The 15,216-nt window shown below is 63.5% G+C and carries 15 protein-coding genes; 7 read left to right on the plus strand and 8 right to left on the minus strand.

Annotation, left to right across the window (positions count from 1 at the left end):
• Positions 1-54 precede the first annotated feature (54 nt).
• A complete protein-coding gene (locus G5A46_RS13305) occupies positions 55-330 on the minus strand; it encodes a sulfurtransferase TusA family protein (protein WP_239520899.1) in 276 nt (91 codons plus the stop codon).
• Between the two features lie 257 nt (positions 331-587).
• On the opposite strand from G5A46_RS13305, the gene G5A46_RS13310 reads away from it, so the two are divergent.
• The 3 genes from G5A46_RS13310 (at position 588) to G5A46_RS13320 (ending at position 4,013) form a co-directional block, all read left to right on the plus strand.
• Complete coding sequence (locus tag G5A46_RS13310) at positions 588-1,337, plus strand: cytochrome c biogenesis CcdA family protein (protein WP_163850059.1); 750 nt, start codon at positions 588-590, stop codon at positions 1,335-1,337.
• A gap of 52 nt (positions 1,338-1,389) precedes the next feature.
• On the plus strand, positions 1,390-2,631 hold the full coding sequence (locus G5A46_RS13315; protein WP_163850061.1) for a hypothetical protein: 1,242 nt from the start codon (positions 1,390-1,392) through the stop codon (positions 2,629-2,631).
• Between the two features lie 83 nt (positions 2,632-2,714).
• Positions 2,715-4,013: a cytochrome P450 gene (locus tag G5A46_RS13320; RefSeq protein ID WP_239520901.1), complete on the plus strand. Its 1,299-nt coding sequence runs from the start codon at positions 2,715-2,717 to the stop codon at positions 4,011-4,013.
• 24 nt (positions 4,014-4,037) lie between these two features.
• On the opposite strand, the gene G5A46_RS13325 is transcribed toward G5A46_RS13320, so the two are convergent.
• The 4 genes from G5A46_RS13325 to mazG form a co-directional block, all read right to left on the minus strand.
• Positions 4,038-6,446, minus strand: coding sequence for a GcvT family protein (locus tag G5A46_RS13325; protein WP_163850065.1), 2,409 nt, complete (start codon positions 6,444-6,446; stop codon positions 4,038-4,040).
• A 128-nt stretch (positions 6,447-6,574) separates the two neighbouring features.
• Positions 6,575-7,453 carry a DMT family transporter gene (locus tag G5A46_RS13330; RefSeq protein ID WP_163850067.1) on the minus strand — a complete coding sequence of 293 codons (879 nt, stop codon included), beginning with the start codon at positions 7,451-7,453 and terminating at the stop codon, positions 6,575-6,577.
• A gap of 247 nt (positions 7,454-7,700) precedes the next feature.
• A complete protein-coding gene (locus G5A46_RS13335) occupies positions 7,701-8,714 on the minus strand; it encodes a Fe(3+) ABC transporter substrate-binding protein (protein WP_239520903.1) in 1,014 nt (337 codons plus the stop codon).
• Between the two features lie 80 nt (positions 8,715-8,794).
• A complete protein-coding gene (gene mazG / locus G5A46_RS13340; RefSeq protein WP_163850069.1) occupies positions 8,795-9,628 on the minus strand; it encodes a nucleoside triphosphate pyrophosphohydrolase in 834 nt (277 codons plus the stop codon).
• A 247-nt stretch (positions 9,629-9,875) separates the two neighbouring features.
• Between mazG and speB the strand changes: the two genes are divergently transcribed.
• Together speB and G5A46_RS13350 are read left to right on the plus strand one after the other, a co-directional pair.
• Entirely contained in the window at positions 9,876-10,844 is a 969-nt protein-coding gene (gene speB, locus G5A46_RS13345) for an agmatinase (RefSeq protein WP_163850071.1), read from the plus strand.
• A gap of 32 nt (positions 10,845-10,876) precedes the next feature.
• On the plus strand, positions 10,877-12,103 hold the full coding sequence (locus G5A46_RS13350; protein ID WP_239520906.1) for a DUF2254 domain-containing protein: 1,227 nt from the start codon (positions 10,877-10,879) through the stop codon (positions 12,101-12,103).
• Here the strand turns inward: G5A46_RS13350 and G5A46_RS13355 are convergent.
• Genes G5A46_RS13355 through G5A46_RS13365 form a run of 3 tightly spaced genes read right to left on the minus strand, consistent with a single transcriptional unit; the run spans position 12,064 to position 13,534 of the window.
• Positions 12,064-12,657 carry an HD domain-containing protein gene (locus tag G5A46_RS13355; RefSeq protein ID WP_163850073.1) on the minus strand — a complete coding sequence of 198 codons (594 nt, stop codon included), beginning with the start codon at positions 12,655-12,657 and terminating at the stop codon, positions 12,064-12,066. The genes G5A46_RS13350 and G5A46_RS13355 overlap by 40 nt on opposite strands.
• Positions 12,650-12,877, minus strand: coding sequence for a hypothetical protein (locus G5A46_RS13360; RefSeq protein WP_163850075.1), 228 nt, complete (start codon positions 12,875-12,877; stop codon positions 12,650-12,652). Before G5A46_RS13360 ends, G5A46_RS13355 begins: the two co-directional genes overlap by 8 nt.
• A 3-nt stretch (positions 12,878-12,880) precedes the next feature.
• Positions 12,881-13,534: an alpha/beta hydrolase gene (locus tag G5A46_RS13365; RefSeq protein WP_163850077.1), complete on the minus strand. Its 654-nt coding sequence runs from the start codon at positions 13,532-13,534 to the stop codon at positions 12,881-12,883.
• Between the two features lie 169 nt (positions 13,535-13,703).
• Here G5A46_RS13365 and iscR point away from each other — a divergent pair, with 169 nt between their 5' ends.
• Together iscR and G5A46_RS13375 are read left to right on the plus strand one after the other, a co-directional pair.
• A complete protein-coding gene (iscR, locus tag G5A46_RS13370; protein WP_163850080.1) occupies positions 13,704-14,171 on the plus strand; it encodes a Fe-S cluster assembly transcriptional regulator IscR in 468 nt (155 codons plus the stop codon).
• On the plus strand, positions 14,168-15,211 hold the full coding sequence (locus G5A46_RS13375) for a cysteine desulfurase family protein (protein WP_163850082.1): 1,044 nt from the start codon (positions 14,168-14,170) through the stop codon (positions 15,209-15,211). The genes iscR and G5A46_RS13375 overlap by 4 nt, the downstream gene beginning before the upstream one ends.
• The last annotated feature ends 5 nt before the right edge of the window (positions 15,212-15,216 follow it).

The raw sequence follows: 15,216 nt of genomic DNA on the forward strand, positions 1-15,216 counted from the left end.
GGCCCCGAAGGTTCATCCTTCGGGGCTTTTGCGTAAGGAGGGGCAGGGTGGAAATCAGCGCTCAGTGGCGCCCTTGCGGATGCGGAACCGGTGACCGGTGGCGATTTCCTCGGAAGACAGCAATGCGTGCCCCGATTGGGCGCAGAAATGCGGCATGTCGATGATCGCGGCCGGATCGTCCGTCCAGACCTCCAGTACCGCGCCGCAGGCAAGGGACATCAACCGTTTGCGCGCCCGTAATACGGGCAGGGGGCAGAGCATCCCACGGGCATCAAGCGTTTCAGCATTCATGTGCTGCGCATAGGATAGCCGGCGCAACCTGTCCAGCATTCCAGCGCTTCGCCCCGCGCGCCAGGCCGGACGCCTGCCAGAAGTGATGAACTGCGTGCAGTTGCGCGGGATATGCGGCGGGCGCGGCCCATTGCTGAAATCCATCGCCGCCTTACCGCAACTCGGATGGTTTCGCTGGCCTTGTGCGGGTCGGCAGCAGAACGCGTAGCACACCCCGAAAGCGGTCCCGCAGGCGCACACAGGGATGTGACAGTCTGCCCGGTGACGACACCCGTACCGCGCGGTAGAGAGGGTCCATGTTCGGGATTGATATCATCGACGCGGGGCTGCTGCCCGCGATCATCGTGGCGCTGGCGGCGGGACTTGTCTCCTTCCTCAGCCCCTGCGTTCTGCCCATCGTGCCGCCCTACCTGGCCTATATGTCGGGCGTGTCGCTCAATGACATGGGCAACCGGGGCGCACGCGGTCGAACCCTGCTGCCGGCGCTGTTCTTTGTCCTGGGCCTGTCTACCGTCTTCCTTCTTCTGGGCTTTGCCGCCTCGGCCCTGGGGGCGGTGTTCCTGTCCTGGCAAAGCTGGTTCAACACTTTCGCGGGCCTTATGGTCATGGTTTTTGGCGCGCATTTCGTGGGCGTCTATCGCATCGGCTTTCTGGATCGGGAGGCGCGGATGGATGCCGGGGACCGGGGCGGCTCCGCCTTCGGGGCCTACCTGCTGGGCCTGGCCTTTGCTTTCGGGTGGACGCCCTGCATCGGCCCCCAGCTCGGCGCGATCCTGTCCCTTGCGGCGTCCGAGGCCAACGTGGCGCGTGGCACGGCCCTGCTGGCGGTCTACGCGATTGGCCTGGGGGTGCCCTTCCTCCTGGTCGCGGCCTTCCTGCCGCGCCTGACCGGCACTTTGTCCTGGATGAAACGTCACATGGAGCAGATCGAACGGGTGATGGGCCTGTTGCTCTGGACCATCGGGTTGATGATGCTGACGGGTGGGTTTTCCCGCTTCTCCTACTGGCTGCTGGAAATGTTTCCTGCCCTCGCAACGCTTGGCTAAGGCCTTTTTCCAGCCGGATTTTCCCGATATCCTCACCGAGAAGAGGTGAGGCATGACCAGGCAGGATGCACAGGCTGAGGTGACGCGCAGGCGGGTGTTCTACATCCCCGGCTACGATCCTATTCATCCCCGCCGTTACCGCGAATTGTACCGCAAGGAAGCTGCCGCACAGGCCGCGATCTCCGGCTACGATATCGCGCTGCGCCCCCGTCAGGGCGCCGCGACTTACGGCTGGCACGTCGAGTCCCGGATGGAGGGGCACAGCACAACCACCGAGGTCGACGTGCTGGTCTGGTCCGACATCGTGCGCGACAGCATGGCATCGTCTATCCTTGCCACCTATGCGCAGTTGGCCCGAACCGTCTGGACCTATGTCGCCACTGGCGCGCTGTTCCGGCTGATGCGCCTGCGCAAGGGTCCCGTGATCGCTGCGTTGTACCCCGTGGGCATGCTGTTGTTGCAATTGGTCCTGGCGCTGCTGGTGGGGTGGGCTACCGGTGTCCTGACCGCCACCGCGTTCCGTCTCGCCGGTGCGGGCGGCGTTGCGCCCTGGATCGGGTTGGCCATCGGCGCGTCGGCGGTGATCCCGGTGCTGATCTGGTTCCGGCGTCGGGACAACCGGTTTTTCGCCTATTACCTGATGCATGATTACGCGTTCTCCGCCCGCTGGGGCGGTGCCAACCCGCCGGAGCTGGAGGCGCGGATGGCCGAATTCGGGTCCGCCATCGCCGGCGCCCTGGCGGAAGAGGCCGATGAAGTTCTGGTCGTCGGCCATTCGTCCGGCGCGCATCTGGCGATCTCCGTTCTGTCGGATCTGATCCGGGCCGGCCGGGTACGCGCGGACGGCCCGGCATTGGCCTTCCTCTCGTTGGGGCAGGTGGTTCCGATGATGTCCTTCCTGCCGCGGGCATGGCGGTTGCGGGCCGATCTGGCCTTTCTTTCGCAGAGTGGCGAAATAACCTGGATGGATGTGACCGCGCCGGGCGATGGCTGTGCCTTCGCCCTGTGCGACCCTGTCGCGGTCTCAGGTGTCGCCCCGGCAGGCAAGCGCTGGCCGCTGGTCGTCTCGGCCGCCTTTTCGCAGACCCTCAGCCCTGGACGGTGGAAAGAACTGCGCTGGCGGTTCTTTCGACTGCATTTTCAGTACCTCTGCGCCTTCGACCGACCTGGCGACTACGATTATTTCCGGATCACGGCCGGTCCGCTTCGCCTGGCTACGAGATACGCGGGGCGCGCAGCTTCGAAATCCCGGATCGAACGGGCGGTGAACAGATTCACCGCGCAATCCGCATGAGCGTTGATCCCCGAAAGCCTGAGAAGACTCTGCCGCCGAAACCGGCGGCGCGGTCGGGAAAGGTATCGCTCTGGCGTTATGCCATGCTCTTTCGGCAAGACATCCTGTCTGCCCAGCCGCAGCGATTGTACCGCGCATGGATGGCCGAATTCCGGACGCCGTTCTTTCGCTCCTTTCTGATCAATCAGCCCGACCTGGTGGCAGAGGTCCTCAGGTCGCGGCCCGACGATTTCCCCAAGTCTGCCCGAATCGCGGAGGGGTTGCGCCCGTTATTGGGCAATTCCGTTTTCCTCACCAATGGTGAGACCTGGAAACGCCAACGCCGCATCATTGACCCGGCCTTCGAAGGAGGCCGTTTGAAAGATACCTTCCCCGCCATGGTAGCTGCGGCGGAGGCCTGTGTCGCCCGCCTGGCAGCCCGTGAAGGTCAGGTAATCGAGGTGGAGGAAGAGGCCAGCCATGCGGCGGCCGACGTCATCTTCCGCACCTTGTTCTCCATCCCGATCGAACATGAGATCGCGACAGAGGTCTTTCACGAGTTCCGGGCCTATCAACGCAGCGCCCCGATCCTGAACATCGCGGCCTTTGTCCCCTTGCCGCGCTGGATGCCGCGATTGCATCGGCGGGGAACGCGGGCCGCCGCGAAACGCATCCGTGGTCTGATCACCCGGCTGACGGCGGCACGGATGCGCGATATTCGCGCTGGCTCCGCCCCCGACGATCTGGCGACCAAGATCATGACCACGCAGGATCCCGTTTCCGGCGACACTTTCGACACCGAAGAGATGGTAGATCAGGTCGCCATCTTCTTTCTGGCCGGACATGAGACTTCCGCCTCTGCCTTGGGATGGACGCTGTACCTTCTGGCGACGCATCCTGATTGGCAGGACAGGGTCGCGGAAGAGGGGCAGCAATTGGGTACGTCTCCTACGTTTTCCGACGTCACGCGGTTGCGGTTCAGTCGGGATGTGTTTCGCGAAGCTCTGCGTCTTTATCCGCCTGTCCCGATGATGGTCCGTCAGGCGCGTTGCCCTGAACGGTTCCGCGACCGCGCCGTCCCCGCGGGATCGCAAATCGTGCTCAGCCCCTGGCACCAACAGCGGCACGAACGCATATGGGACCGTCCCGACGAGTTCGATCCTGGAAGGTTCGCAACGGCCGAGGGGAAGGCCTGTATGCGAGGGGCCTACATGCCGTTTTCATCCGGGGCTCGCGTTTGTCCCGGGGCCGGTTTTGCCATGGTCGAAGGGCCGCTTCTCCTTTCCTTTATCCTGCGGCAGTTTCGCGTTTCTCCTGCCGGCGAACCGCCGGTTCCCGTAGCGCATCTGACAGTGCGAAGCGCCGAGGGCATTCGCCTTTCCCTTTGCCTGCGCAAAGAATAGCATCGCCATCATCTTGCAGCGTTTTCACCCCCGCATTCGGCTTCCGTCAGGATCGAACAAGGGTGTATCAATCCGCCTGGCGTGGCGGCGCTGGCCCAAGATTTCTATTTCCACCTCCAGATCCGGTTTCATCACATCCGTTGGCAGGAACCCCTGGGCAATCGACAGGCCCAGGTGATGCGAATAGCCGCCCGATGTGCAGAAGCCCACGACCTTGTTGTTCAGCCAGATCGGTTCAAAGCCGTGAACATCCGCGTCCTCGGCTTCTACGATGAAACCGTTAAGAATGCGTTGCGGTCCGTTGATCTTTTCGGCCTCGGCAGCCGCGCGTCCGATGAAATCGGAATTCTTGCCGAAGGCGATGAACCGCTCCAGCCCGGTTTCGGCCGCGGTGTAATCCGGCGAAAATTCATGCAGCCAGGCGCCGAACAGCCGATCGAGCCGCAGCGACATCATCGCCCTCATTCCGAATGGTTGCATCCCGTATGGGCGCCCCGCATCCCACAGGGCCGACCAGAGCGCGCGCTGATCCATGTGATCGCAATAGATCTCGAACCCCAGATCCCCGGTGTAGGATATCCGCTGCACCAGGCAATCGATCATGCCCACGCTCATCCGCCTGATATCCAGAAAACGCATTTCCGAAGGGTTATCGCGAACGCAGGCTGACAACACATTGGCCGCATGGGGGCCGGCGATTTGAAATCCAGTGGAAATATCAGAAATATTAGTTACTTCTACGCCACTTCTCATGTTCTGCATGAACCAACGCATATGCTGGGCTTGTGCGCTGTAAGAGGCTGTCAGGCGGTAATTTTCCGGGCCCAGGCAAGAGATTGTGAAATCGCCCAGCAAGCGACCGCTGTGTCCCAGCATCGGCGACAAGCTGATCCGCCCCGGCTGGGGAACGCGTCCTGCCATGACGTAGTCCAGCCAGCTTCGGGCTTGCGGTCCCTGGACTTCATATTTTCCGAAGTTCTGGACTTCGTTTATGCCGACTTTCTCACGTACCGCCTTAACTTCGCGGGCGGTCGCCGCAAATGCGTTCGACCGTCGAAAGCTGGGCGTCTCAAACCGCGGTTCGTCGCCGGAGGCAAAGTAGTTCGGGACCTCCAACCCATATTGGTGGCCCCAGACTGCGCCCATCTTGTCGAAAATCTCATACATAGGTGTCGTGCGGCAGGGACGCGCGGCGGGCAATTCCTCGTTCGGATAGGCGACGGAGAACCGATTCCGGTAGTTTTCGATCACCTTGGGGCGGGTGTATCCTGGCCCGATCCACTTGCCGAACCGCGCAACATCCAGCGCTGAGACGTCGCGTTCGCACTCCCCCTCGACCATCCATTGGGCCAGCATCAGACCGACGCCGCCGCCCTGGGAAAACCCTGCCATGACCGCGGCTGCGGACCAGTAATTGCGGGTGCCGGGCACGGGCCCGACCAGCGGATTGCCGTCCGGGGCAAATGTAAATGGCCCGTGAATGACACGTTTCACCCCGGCCTCCGCCAACACGGGGAAGCGGCGATAGGCGAATTCGATCGAATCAGAGATCTTGTCGAGGTCATCGGGCAGCAGTTCGTGCCCGAAATTCCACGGTGTTCCATCGATGGCCCAAGGTTTCGGGCGCTTTTCGTAAAATCCGATACACAGGCCAAGCCCTTCTTGTCGAAGGTAACTTTCGCCCGCGGGATCCATCACATGAGGATGCTCAACCTTTCGTTCACGAATTTCTGCGATCTCGTCTGTGACGAGGTAATGATGTTCCATAGGATGCAAGGGAAGATAGACACCCGCCATCGCTGCCACCTCCCGCGCCCAAAGGCCGGCAGCATTCACCACATGCTCTGCATGAATCGTGCCCTTGTCGGTCACGATGTCCCAGCTTCCGTCCGGCCGGGGGTTGGTTTCGCGCACCATGCAATGGGTTTCGATCGTGGCCCCGCCCAGCCGTGCGGCCCTGGCATAGGCGTGGGTGGTGCCCGAAGGATCCAGATGCCCGTCCAGCGGATCGTAGAGCGCCCCGATGATCCCGTCGAGATTGGTGATCGGCGCGATTTCCGCGATCTCGGCGGGGGTGACGATGCGCGTGTCCAATCCCATGTGCCGATGCTTTGCCCGCTCGGCCAGCAGCATGTCGAACCGGTCGCGGCTGTCGGCAAGGGTGATCCCCCCGACGTGGTGCAGGCCGCAGGACATGCCGGTGATCTCCTCCAGCTCCTGATAAAGGCGGATGGTATATCCTTGCAGCGCCGCCATATTGGTATCGCCGTTGATGGTGTGGAACCCGCCCGCCGCATGCCAGGTGGAGCCGGAGGTGAGGTCCGACCGCTCCAGCAGCATCACGTCGGACCAGCCCAGCTTCGTCAGGTGATAAAGGACGGAGCAGCCGACAACGCCGCCCCCGATGACCACCACACGCGTCGTCGTTTTCATGCCATTCTCCCGGTCTCGCCATCCTCAGCCTGCGGCGTGAAACCCCGGGTGGCCTGTCTGAATGCGACAGAAGATGTCGCCTCCGTTGGGGAGAACGGGGAAATGCGCGTTCCGCCAGAAGGGGGCACTCAGCGTGCTGAAACTGCGGGGCGTTGCGCCATCACCATCGCGCCCGCAGCCAGGATCGCGCCCATTCCGACAATCCCGATGCCTCCGGGCAGCAGGCCGAAAAGAACCAGGTCGAATACCACGGCCCAGATCAACCCGCTGAAATCAAAGGGGGCGATTGTCGAAACCGGGGCGCGGGCGACGGCCTCCGTCGCCGCGATGTGGCCAGCCCCGCCAAGAAGGCCGGCGGCCGTCAGGATAACCATGTCGCCCGACGCCAGATTCGCGAACGGATCGGGCGAAAGAACCAGCCCCACCGCGGCGGAAACGATCGCGAACCAGAACGCGATGGCGGCAACGCTTTCCGTGGCGGTCATGCTTTTGATGTGCACCCGGACGAAGGCCATGGTGAGGGCGTATCCAAGGCCCGCCAACAATCCGACCAGGGCGCCGTCACCGGGAAATTCCAACGCGGTCCAGAGCATCAGGATGACTCCGGCAAATCCCAGGGCAACGGCCAGGGGCACCCTGCGGCTCATCCGTTCGCCCAGCAGACCCGCGGCGAGGGGGAGGGTCAGGACCGGCGCGAGATAGGCCAGCGCCTGTGCATTGGCCACGGGCAAATAGGTGAGAGAAACAAAGGAGAGGGCCATGGACAGGGCGCCAAACAGGCCGCGGGTCAAATGCAACACCGGGCGTTTGCTGCGCAACCCGTTGGGGAATTCGCCGCGCAGGCGCATGTAGGCAAGGATGGGGAGCAACGCGACGGCCGAGCGCCAGGTCATGATCTGCCCCAGCTCTGCCCGGTGACCGAGTGCGTGAACCGCCGCAGACATCGCCGTCATCAGAAAGACGGAAAGAAGACGCAGCGCGATGCCGGAGAGATGGGGGTTGCGCATGAGGGCCCGGGTCAGAGGTCGGTCACCCACGGGGCTATACCGGCTGGCATGGCTTGACCAGACGCCCAGGCGCAAGAGGTGCGTTTATGACGCGGGGTCGGGGCAGCGCAGAACGTGGCCATTTCTTCCACGGTCCGGCCATGATTGGGGGGCTCGCCATAGGGGCGCCGGGGTTGGCGCCGGCGAGCGGACTACAAAAACGGCCCGGCTGCGGGGCCGGGCCGTTCAGGTAGGCTGAATGGCGGATTTAGCCGTCGAAATCAACCTGTTCGATCAGTTTTAGCGCCTGCGGGCGCAATTGGGCCAGGTCCATGAGGTTGACGTCGTCGGCCTCGAACTCACCCCAGCTTTGCACCAGCGGGGTGGCTTCTGCGTCGGGGGCGATGGGATATTCGAAATTCGCCTCCGCGTAGATTTCCTGGGCCTGGGGCGAGGACAGGAATTCCATCATTTTGATGGCGTTCTTCTTGTTCGGAGCAGAGGCGGTGAGCGCGACGCCGGAGATGTTCACATGGGCGCCGCCGTTCTCGAAGGTCGGGAAAACGATGCGAACGCTGTCGGCCCATTGCTTTTGTTCATCATCCTGCAACATTTTTCCCATGTAATAGGTGTTGCCGATGGAGATGTCGCACTCGCCGGCCCAGATCGCCTTGACCTGGGCGCGGTCATTGCCCTGCGGCTTACGGGCGAGGTTGGATTTGACACCTTCCAACCAGGTCAGCGTATCCTCTTCGCCGTGGTGGTGCAGGTATGCGGCGACCAGGGCGACGTTATAGGGGTGGGTGCCGGAGCGGGTACAGATTCGGCCGTCCCATTTCGGATCGGCGAGATCTTCGTAGCTGGTGACCTCACCATCCGCCACACGCTCCTTGGAGGCGTAGACGACACGGGCGCGGGTGGTCAGGCCCCACCAATGCCCCTGAGGGTCGTGGTAGGTCGCGGGTATGTTGGCGGACAGGGTGTCGCTGTGCACCGATTGGGTGACGCCGGATTCGACCACGGCTTGCAGGCGGGCGATGTCGACGGTGAAGACCAGATCGGCGGGAGAGCGGCTGCCCTCGGCCTTGAGACGTTCGACCATGCCCTTGTCCAGGTAGGCGACGTTGACGGCGATGCCCGTCTCTTCGGTGAAGGCGTCGGTCAGCGGTTTCAGAAGTTCCGGCTGACGGTAGGAATAGAGGTTCACCTCCTGCGCCATGGCGGGCAGGGCGGTCAGGCCGGCAAGGCCGAGGGCGGGAATCATGCGGGCGAGAACAGACATGACGTCTCCTTTGGTCGCTCGTTGAAGGTTGGCGACGTTAAATCCGAGTTTTTTTCTCGGGTCAATGATGAGTGTTTAAGTCAGGATTGCGCGGCAGCTTTCTCGCGCCGCTTCGCCGCGTCCCACAAGGCGTCCATTTCGCTTAGGTCCGATTGGGAGGGTTCTTTACCCATTGCGCGAAGTTCGGCTTCTACTGCATTGAAACGGCGAGTGAATTTCGCATTCGCTCCGCGCAGTGCGACCTCCGGGTCAACATCCAGATGACGGGCGAGATTGGCCATAACGAAGAGAAGATCGCCCATTTCCTCCTCTACCTCCCGCTGGGTCAGGGTGTCGCGCGCCTCCACCAATTCGGCGGCTTCTTCGCTGATCTTGTCCAGAACCTCTCCCACGTCGGGCCAGTCGAACCCGACGCGGGCGGCGCGTTTCTGCAATTTTGCCGCACGCATCAGAGCGGGTAGTCCCAAGGCGACCCCGTCCAGTACGCCGGTCTCGGCGCGGGCAGCGCGTTCGGCGGCTTTGACCGTTTCCCAATCGCGCGTCTGCTGTTCGGCGGATTTCTCCCGGCTTTCATCGCCGAAGATATGCGGGTGACGGGCGATCATCTTCTCCGCGATCCCGGAGGCGACTGAATCGAAAGAGAAATCCCCACGTTCCTCGGCCATGCGGGCATGGAATACGACCTGGAGCAGCAGATCGCCCAACTCGCCTTCCAGCTCTGCCATGCTGCCGCGTTCGATGGCATCGGCGACTTCGTAGGCCTCCTCGATCGTGTAGGGGGCGATGCTGGCGAAATCCTGTTCGATGTCCCAGGGGCAACCGGTTTCGGGATCGCGCAGGCGGCGCATCACCTCCAGCAGGCGGGGCAGGCCCGGCGCGGTGTCATGGATGGGATCGGCGCTTGGCTCGGGCATTGCGGCCTCCGGCGGTTTGCTGTTTGCTGGCAATCTAGCGAGGCGCGGCAACAGTTCCAAGAGAGGTCGGACCAAGCTGCGGCGCACCGGTTTGCGGCGCGGTCCGGGCTTGCGGTGGATCGCCTTTGGCCGAGGATGCGTTACATCAGATATGGATTGTAAGGCACTGAAAGATTTGAAATGTCGCGACTGCTGCGGCAAGGACAACAGGAATCCCGCCCAAGGTGGCGCGCGACAGGAGGGCCGGATGGCGCTGGAAGACGCAAAGACCGAGATTGACGGAGCCTTTACCCGGCGCGATCCGCGCGGGCTGAGTTACGAGAATGCCTTTGCAGGGGCGACTTCCTTTCTGCGGCGGAAATATACAAAGGATCTCAACGGGTTCGATATCGCCATCACGGGTATTCCCTTTGACCAGGCGGTGACCAACCGGACCGGCACGCGGCTGGGGCCGCGCGCGATCCGCGAGGCCTCGACGTTGCAACCCTACGACCCGCCTTATGGCTGGGATTTCGATCCGCTGGGGGAATTCGCCATCGCCGATTATGGCGATCTGGCGTTCGACTATGCCAAGGTCGCGGATTTTCCCGACGCGTTGCAGGCCCATATCACCGGTATTCTATCGCAGGGGGCCGCCAGTATTGCCCTTGGCGGCGACCATTTCGTCACCCTCCCGATCCTCAGGGCCCATGCGGAGAAGTATGGCCCGCTGGCGCTGATTCAGTTCGATGCCCACTCGGACACCTGGCAAGATGATGACATGTCGCGGATCGACCACGGCACCTTTGTCTACAAGGCCATTCAGCTGGGATTGATTGATCCGGCACGGTCGGTGCACGTGGGCATCCGAACCACCAATCCCGACAGCTGGGGCATGAATATCATCGACGCCCCCGAGGTGCACGAGACCGGCCCTCGGGCCGTGGCGGAGAAGGTGCGTGCCATCGTCGGCGATGCGCCCAGCTACCTGACTTTCGATATCGACTGCCTTGATCCGGCCTATGCTCCGGGCACCGGCACTCCGGTCTGGGGCGGGCTGACCTCCGCCCAGGCGGCGGCGATCCTGCGCGGTTTGGCGGGGATCGACCTGAAGGGCGGCGACGTGGTCGAGGTCTCTCCGCCGTTTGATCCGGCGGGGATCACGGCGGTTGCAGGCGCGCATGTGGCGACCGAATTGATCTGCCTGTGGTGCTGGACACGGCGCGGCGCGGGCTAGGTTCGAAGGGGAGAAGCAGCAGAAAGACGCCGATGGACAGGCCCCGCCGCGAAATGATCTCCTCCACGTTACGGAAGCTGCATGCTTTCTCCCGCAGGCTGTTGGTGCGCGTGCTGCTGATCGCGGCGCTTGTGGTGTTGGCCGTGGCGCTGGCCAAGATCGTCGGCGCCTTCCTCCCGCCGGAGCTGGACGGGCTGATCTCCGCCCAGGCGGTCGACAACGTCCTGAGCATCATCGCGAATTCGATGCTGACGGTCACGACCTTCTCCCTGACCGTGATGGCGGCGGCGCACCGTATGGTGTCCAACGCCTGGACGCCGCGCGCCCACCAGATGCTGCTGGAGGACACGACCACCCACACCGTTCTGGCGACCTTTGTCGGGGCATATCTCTATGCGCTGATGGCAATCATCCTGCGTGACATGGATGTGTTCCGCGCCGAGGAGCTGGTCGTCCTGTTCGCTGTGACGGTTCTGGTGGTGGTGTTGATCGTGACGGCGATCATTCGCTGGATTTCCCATTTGGAAATGTTGGGCAGCCTGATCGAGACGGCGCAGCGGATCGAGGACCGGACCGCGCAGGCGCTGACCCTGCGCAGCCGGTTTCCTACCCTGGGCGCACGGGTGCTGGACCCTGACCGGGTTCCGGCGGCGGCGATCACGGTGCGGGCAGAGACCTCGGGCTATTTGCGGCAGGTTTACCAGGACGTCTTGCAGGAGGCCGCTGAAACGGCGGAAGGCCATGTCTGGCTGGCCCTTCCGGTGGGGGAATTCGTCTACCAGGGGCAGGTGCTGGCCCGCGTGGATCGCAATGACGACAGGCTGAAACAGGCGGTGCGGGACAATTTGCTGCTGGGCAGCCTGCGCAATTTCGACCAGGACCCGGAATTCGGCCTGCTGTGCCTGTCGGAGATCGGCGTGCGCGCGCTGTCTCCCGGGGTGAACGATCCCGGTACGGCGGTGGACATGCTGCGCCGCATGGGGCGGGTGATGATGTCGGTCAATACCGCGATGACCGGTGGTGGCGAAGAGACCCCGCATGACCGCCTGTTCCTGCCCGCGCTGGACACTGCGGCGATGGTGCGGGTCACATTGGGGCCGTTGCTGATGGATGGTGCCGACCGGCCTGAATTGGCGGCCCCGGTGGATCAATTGCTGGAGGCGCTGCGCGGTCATGCCGATCGCGGCATCGCGGCGGCGGCCGATCGCCTGTTCCGGGATTATCGCGCCAGCAGCGCCTTTACGGTTCCGGAAATGTGATCCCACAGCGCCGGAACGGACCGGCGCACCACACGGCCGACGCGGCTGTCCACCATGTCATAGGTCACGCCCTGGTCCAGCCAGCTTTGCCCGGCGGAGGCGATGTTCTGGATCGGCGGCTGGAATCTGTCCAGCGCCTTGGCGAATTGGGCGTCAGGGGTTTGCGCGGCTTCGAACTCGTCCCACAGGGCACGGAACTCACGGGCCTGGGGGGCGGGCAGCAGGCCGAAGATCCGGTCGGCGGCGCGGGCTTCCGCGGCGGCGATGGCGTCGGCATTTTCGGCGCTCTGGGTATAGATCGGCACGTCGCCGGCGTCGATCTCCACCAGGTCATGCAGCAGCAGCATGCGGATCACCCGGTCGATCTGCACACCCTCCGGCGCATGTTCGCCCAGGGTCATGGCATAAAGCGCCAGGTGCCAGGAATGTTCTCCGGAATTCTCCCGCCGGGAGCCGTCGCAAAGCGTCGTCTGCCGCAGCACCGATTTCAGGCGGTCGGCCTGGGTCAGGAAATCCAGCTGGGCGGTCAGGCGGGGATCGGGCGTGTCAGCCATTGCCGGCCTGATGTGCCTTGACCTTGCGGACCAGGAAGCCGCGCGCTTTCTTGTAGGCCAGGCGCACGCGGACCTCGGTCAGGTAGGCTTCTTCAAGGGTCTGGGAGGAGGCGCCGATGATTTCGGCGACCTCCACGTAGAGGCGGTCGTTGTCGAGCGCCTCCATTGCCTTGAACGTGTCATCGGCCAGTTTGCGGGCCAGATCGTCAAGTGTTGACATGGGTCAGCGCGTCGTCTCCGTCAGGCGGCGTTTGACGTAGCCGGTGACGCTGTCGATCATCGTGTCCATATGCGGCTCTTCGAAGAAGTGGCCGGCGCCGTCGATCTGGTCATGGGTGACGGTGATGCCGCGCTGTTCCTGCAACTTGCCGACCAGGGTCTGGGTGTCGGCGGGCGGCGCGACACGGTCGGCGCTGCCATTGACGATCAGGCCCGAGGACGGGCAGGGCGCAAGGAAGGAAAAATCGTACATGTTCGCCGGGGGCGACACGGAGATGAAGCCGGTGATCTCCGGCCGGCGCATCAGCAATTGCATTCCGATCCAGGCCCCGAAGGAGAAGCCCGCGACCCAGCAATGCTTGGAATTCGTGTTCATGGATTGCAGGTAATCCAGTGCGGAGGCCGCATCCGACAGCTCGCCCACGCCCTGGTCATACTCGCCCTGCGACCGGCCGACACCACGGAAGTTGAACCGCAGCACGGTAAAGCCCATGTTGTAGAAGGCATAGTGCAGATTGTAGACGACCTTGTTGTTCATCGTGCCGCCGAATTGCGGATGCGGATGCAGCACGATGGCGATGGGCGCGTCTTTTTCCTTCTGCGGGTGATAGCGGCCTTCCAGGCGACCTTCCGGTCCGGGAAAGATGACCTCGGGCATAGGGGTGCTTGTCTCCTTGGCGATCTCTCGGGCGCTCTATTCTTGACGAATTTTCTCAAGCACCTTAGAAATGTTCTAAACCGGCGGAATACCCGCTCGGGCTTCAAGCGAGATAAGCCGTGCCGCTGGCAAGGTCAATGAATTCAACCCGTGGGCGAAGGGGGTTTGTGTGAAACTCAGTACCAAAGGCCGCTACGCGATGGTGGCATTGGCCGATATCGCCTTGCAGACAGGGCCCGGCCTTGTCACCCTGGCGGAGATTTCCAAGCGCCAGTCCGTGTCCTTGCCCTATCTCGAACAGCTGTTCGTGAAGCTTCGGCGCGCGGGGCTGGTCGAAAGTGTTCGCGGACCGGGGGGTGGCTATCGTCTTGCGCGTCCGGCAGAGGAGATTCGCGTCGCCGATGTCCTGGCCGCCGTGGACGAGACGGTGAATGCGCTGCACAAGGGCGCCGGCGCCAGCGGTGGCCAATCGGGCAGCCGCGCGCAGTCGGTGACCAATCGATTGTGGGAAAGCCTGTCGGCGCATGTCTATGTCTTTCTGCACGCCGCGACCCTGAAGGACGTGATCAACAACGGCCTGGCACCGTGCCGCGCGGTGCCCAGCCTGCTGGAACTCGAAGTGGTGGACGAGACGTGAACCGCGTCTACCTGGACCATAACGCCACCATGCCGCTGCGCCCCGAGGCGCGGCAGGCGATGGTCGATGCGATGGATCTGGTGGGCAATCCCTCTTCTGTTCATGCGGAGGGACGGCTGGCCAAATCGCTGGTGGAGAAGGCCCGCGCCCAGGTCGCCAGCGCGCTTGGCGCCGATGGCGCCGACGTGGTCTTCACCTCCGGCGCGACCGAGGCGGCGGCCCTTGCCCATGCCGGGCGGGGGTTGCATGGCGCGGCGGTCGAACATGATGCCGTTTCCGCCTGGATTGTCGAGGATCTGCAAGTCACCCCCCAGGGAACCGTGCAGATTCCCGATGCGAATGTCGCCTCCGTGCAGGTCGCAAATAGCGAAACCGGAATCATCCAGTCCCTGCCGCAGGGGCTGGCCGTGTCGGATCTGACCCAGGCGTTCGGGAAAATCCCCATGGCCTTCAACTGGCTGGGCTGCGAGATGGCGCTGATCTCCGCGCACAAGCTGGGCGGGCCCAAGGGGATCGGCGCTGTGGTTCTGAAACGGGGCGCCGATCTGGCCGCGCAGCTGAAAGGTGGCGGCCAGGAGATGGGGCGCCGGGCCGGAACGGAAAACATCATCGGCATCGCCGGGTTCGGCGCCGCCGCCGCCGCCGCCGCCCGCGATCTGGATCAGGGCCGCTGGGACGAGGTCGGCGCCCTGCGCGACCGGTTGGAGGCCCGGCTACACGAGGCCGCCCCGGACCTGACGATCCCCGGCGCCGGAGTTCCGCGACTTCCCAATACGTCTTGCCTTGTCTCCCGGGGCTGGAAGGGGGAAACGCAGGTGATGCAGATGGACCTGGCCGGATTCGCGATCAGCGCCGGATCGGCCTGTTCCAGCGGCAAGGTGCGCGCCAGCCGGGTGCTGGGCGCCATGGGATTCGACGAAACCGACGCGGCCAGTGCGATCCGCGTCAGCCTGGGGCCGGAGACGCGGAGCGACGACGTGGATCGTTTCGCCCATGCCTGGTTGGCCCAGCGAAAGAAACACCGCGCCCGTGCGGCGTGATCGCA

Origin of the sequence: Pseudooceanicola aestuarii, assembly GCF_010614805.1 — a bacterium.
In the GTDB taxonomy this organism is placed as follows: Bacteria; Pseudomonadota; Alphaproteobacteria; order Rhodobacterales; family Rhodobacteraceae; genus Pseudooceanicola; species Pseudooceanicola aestuarii.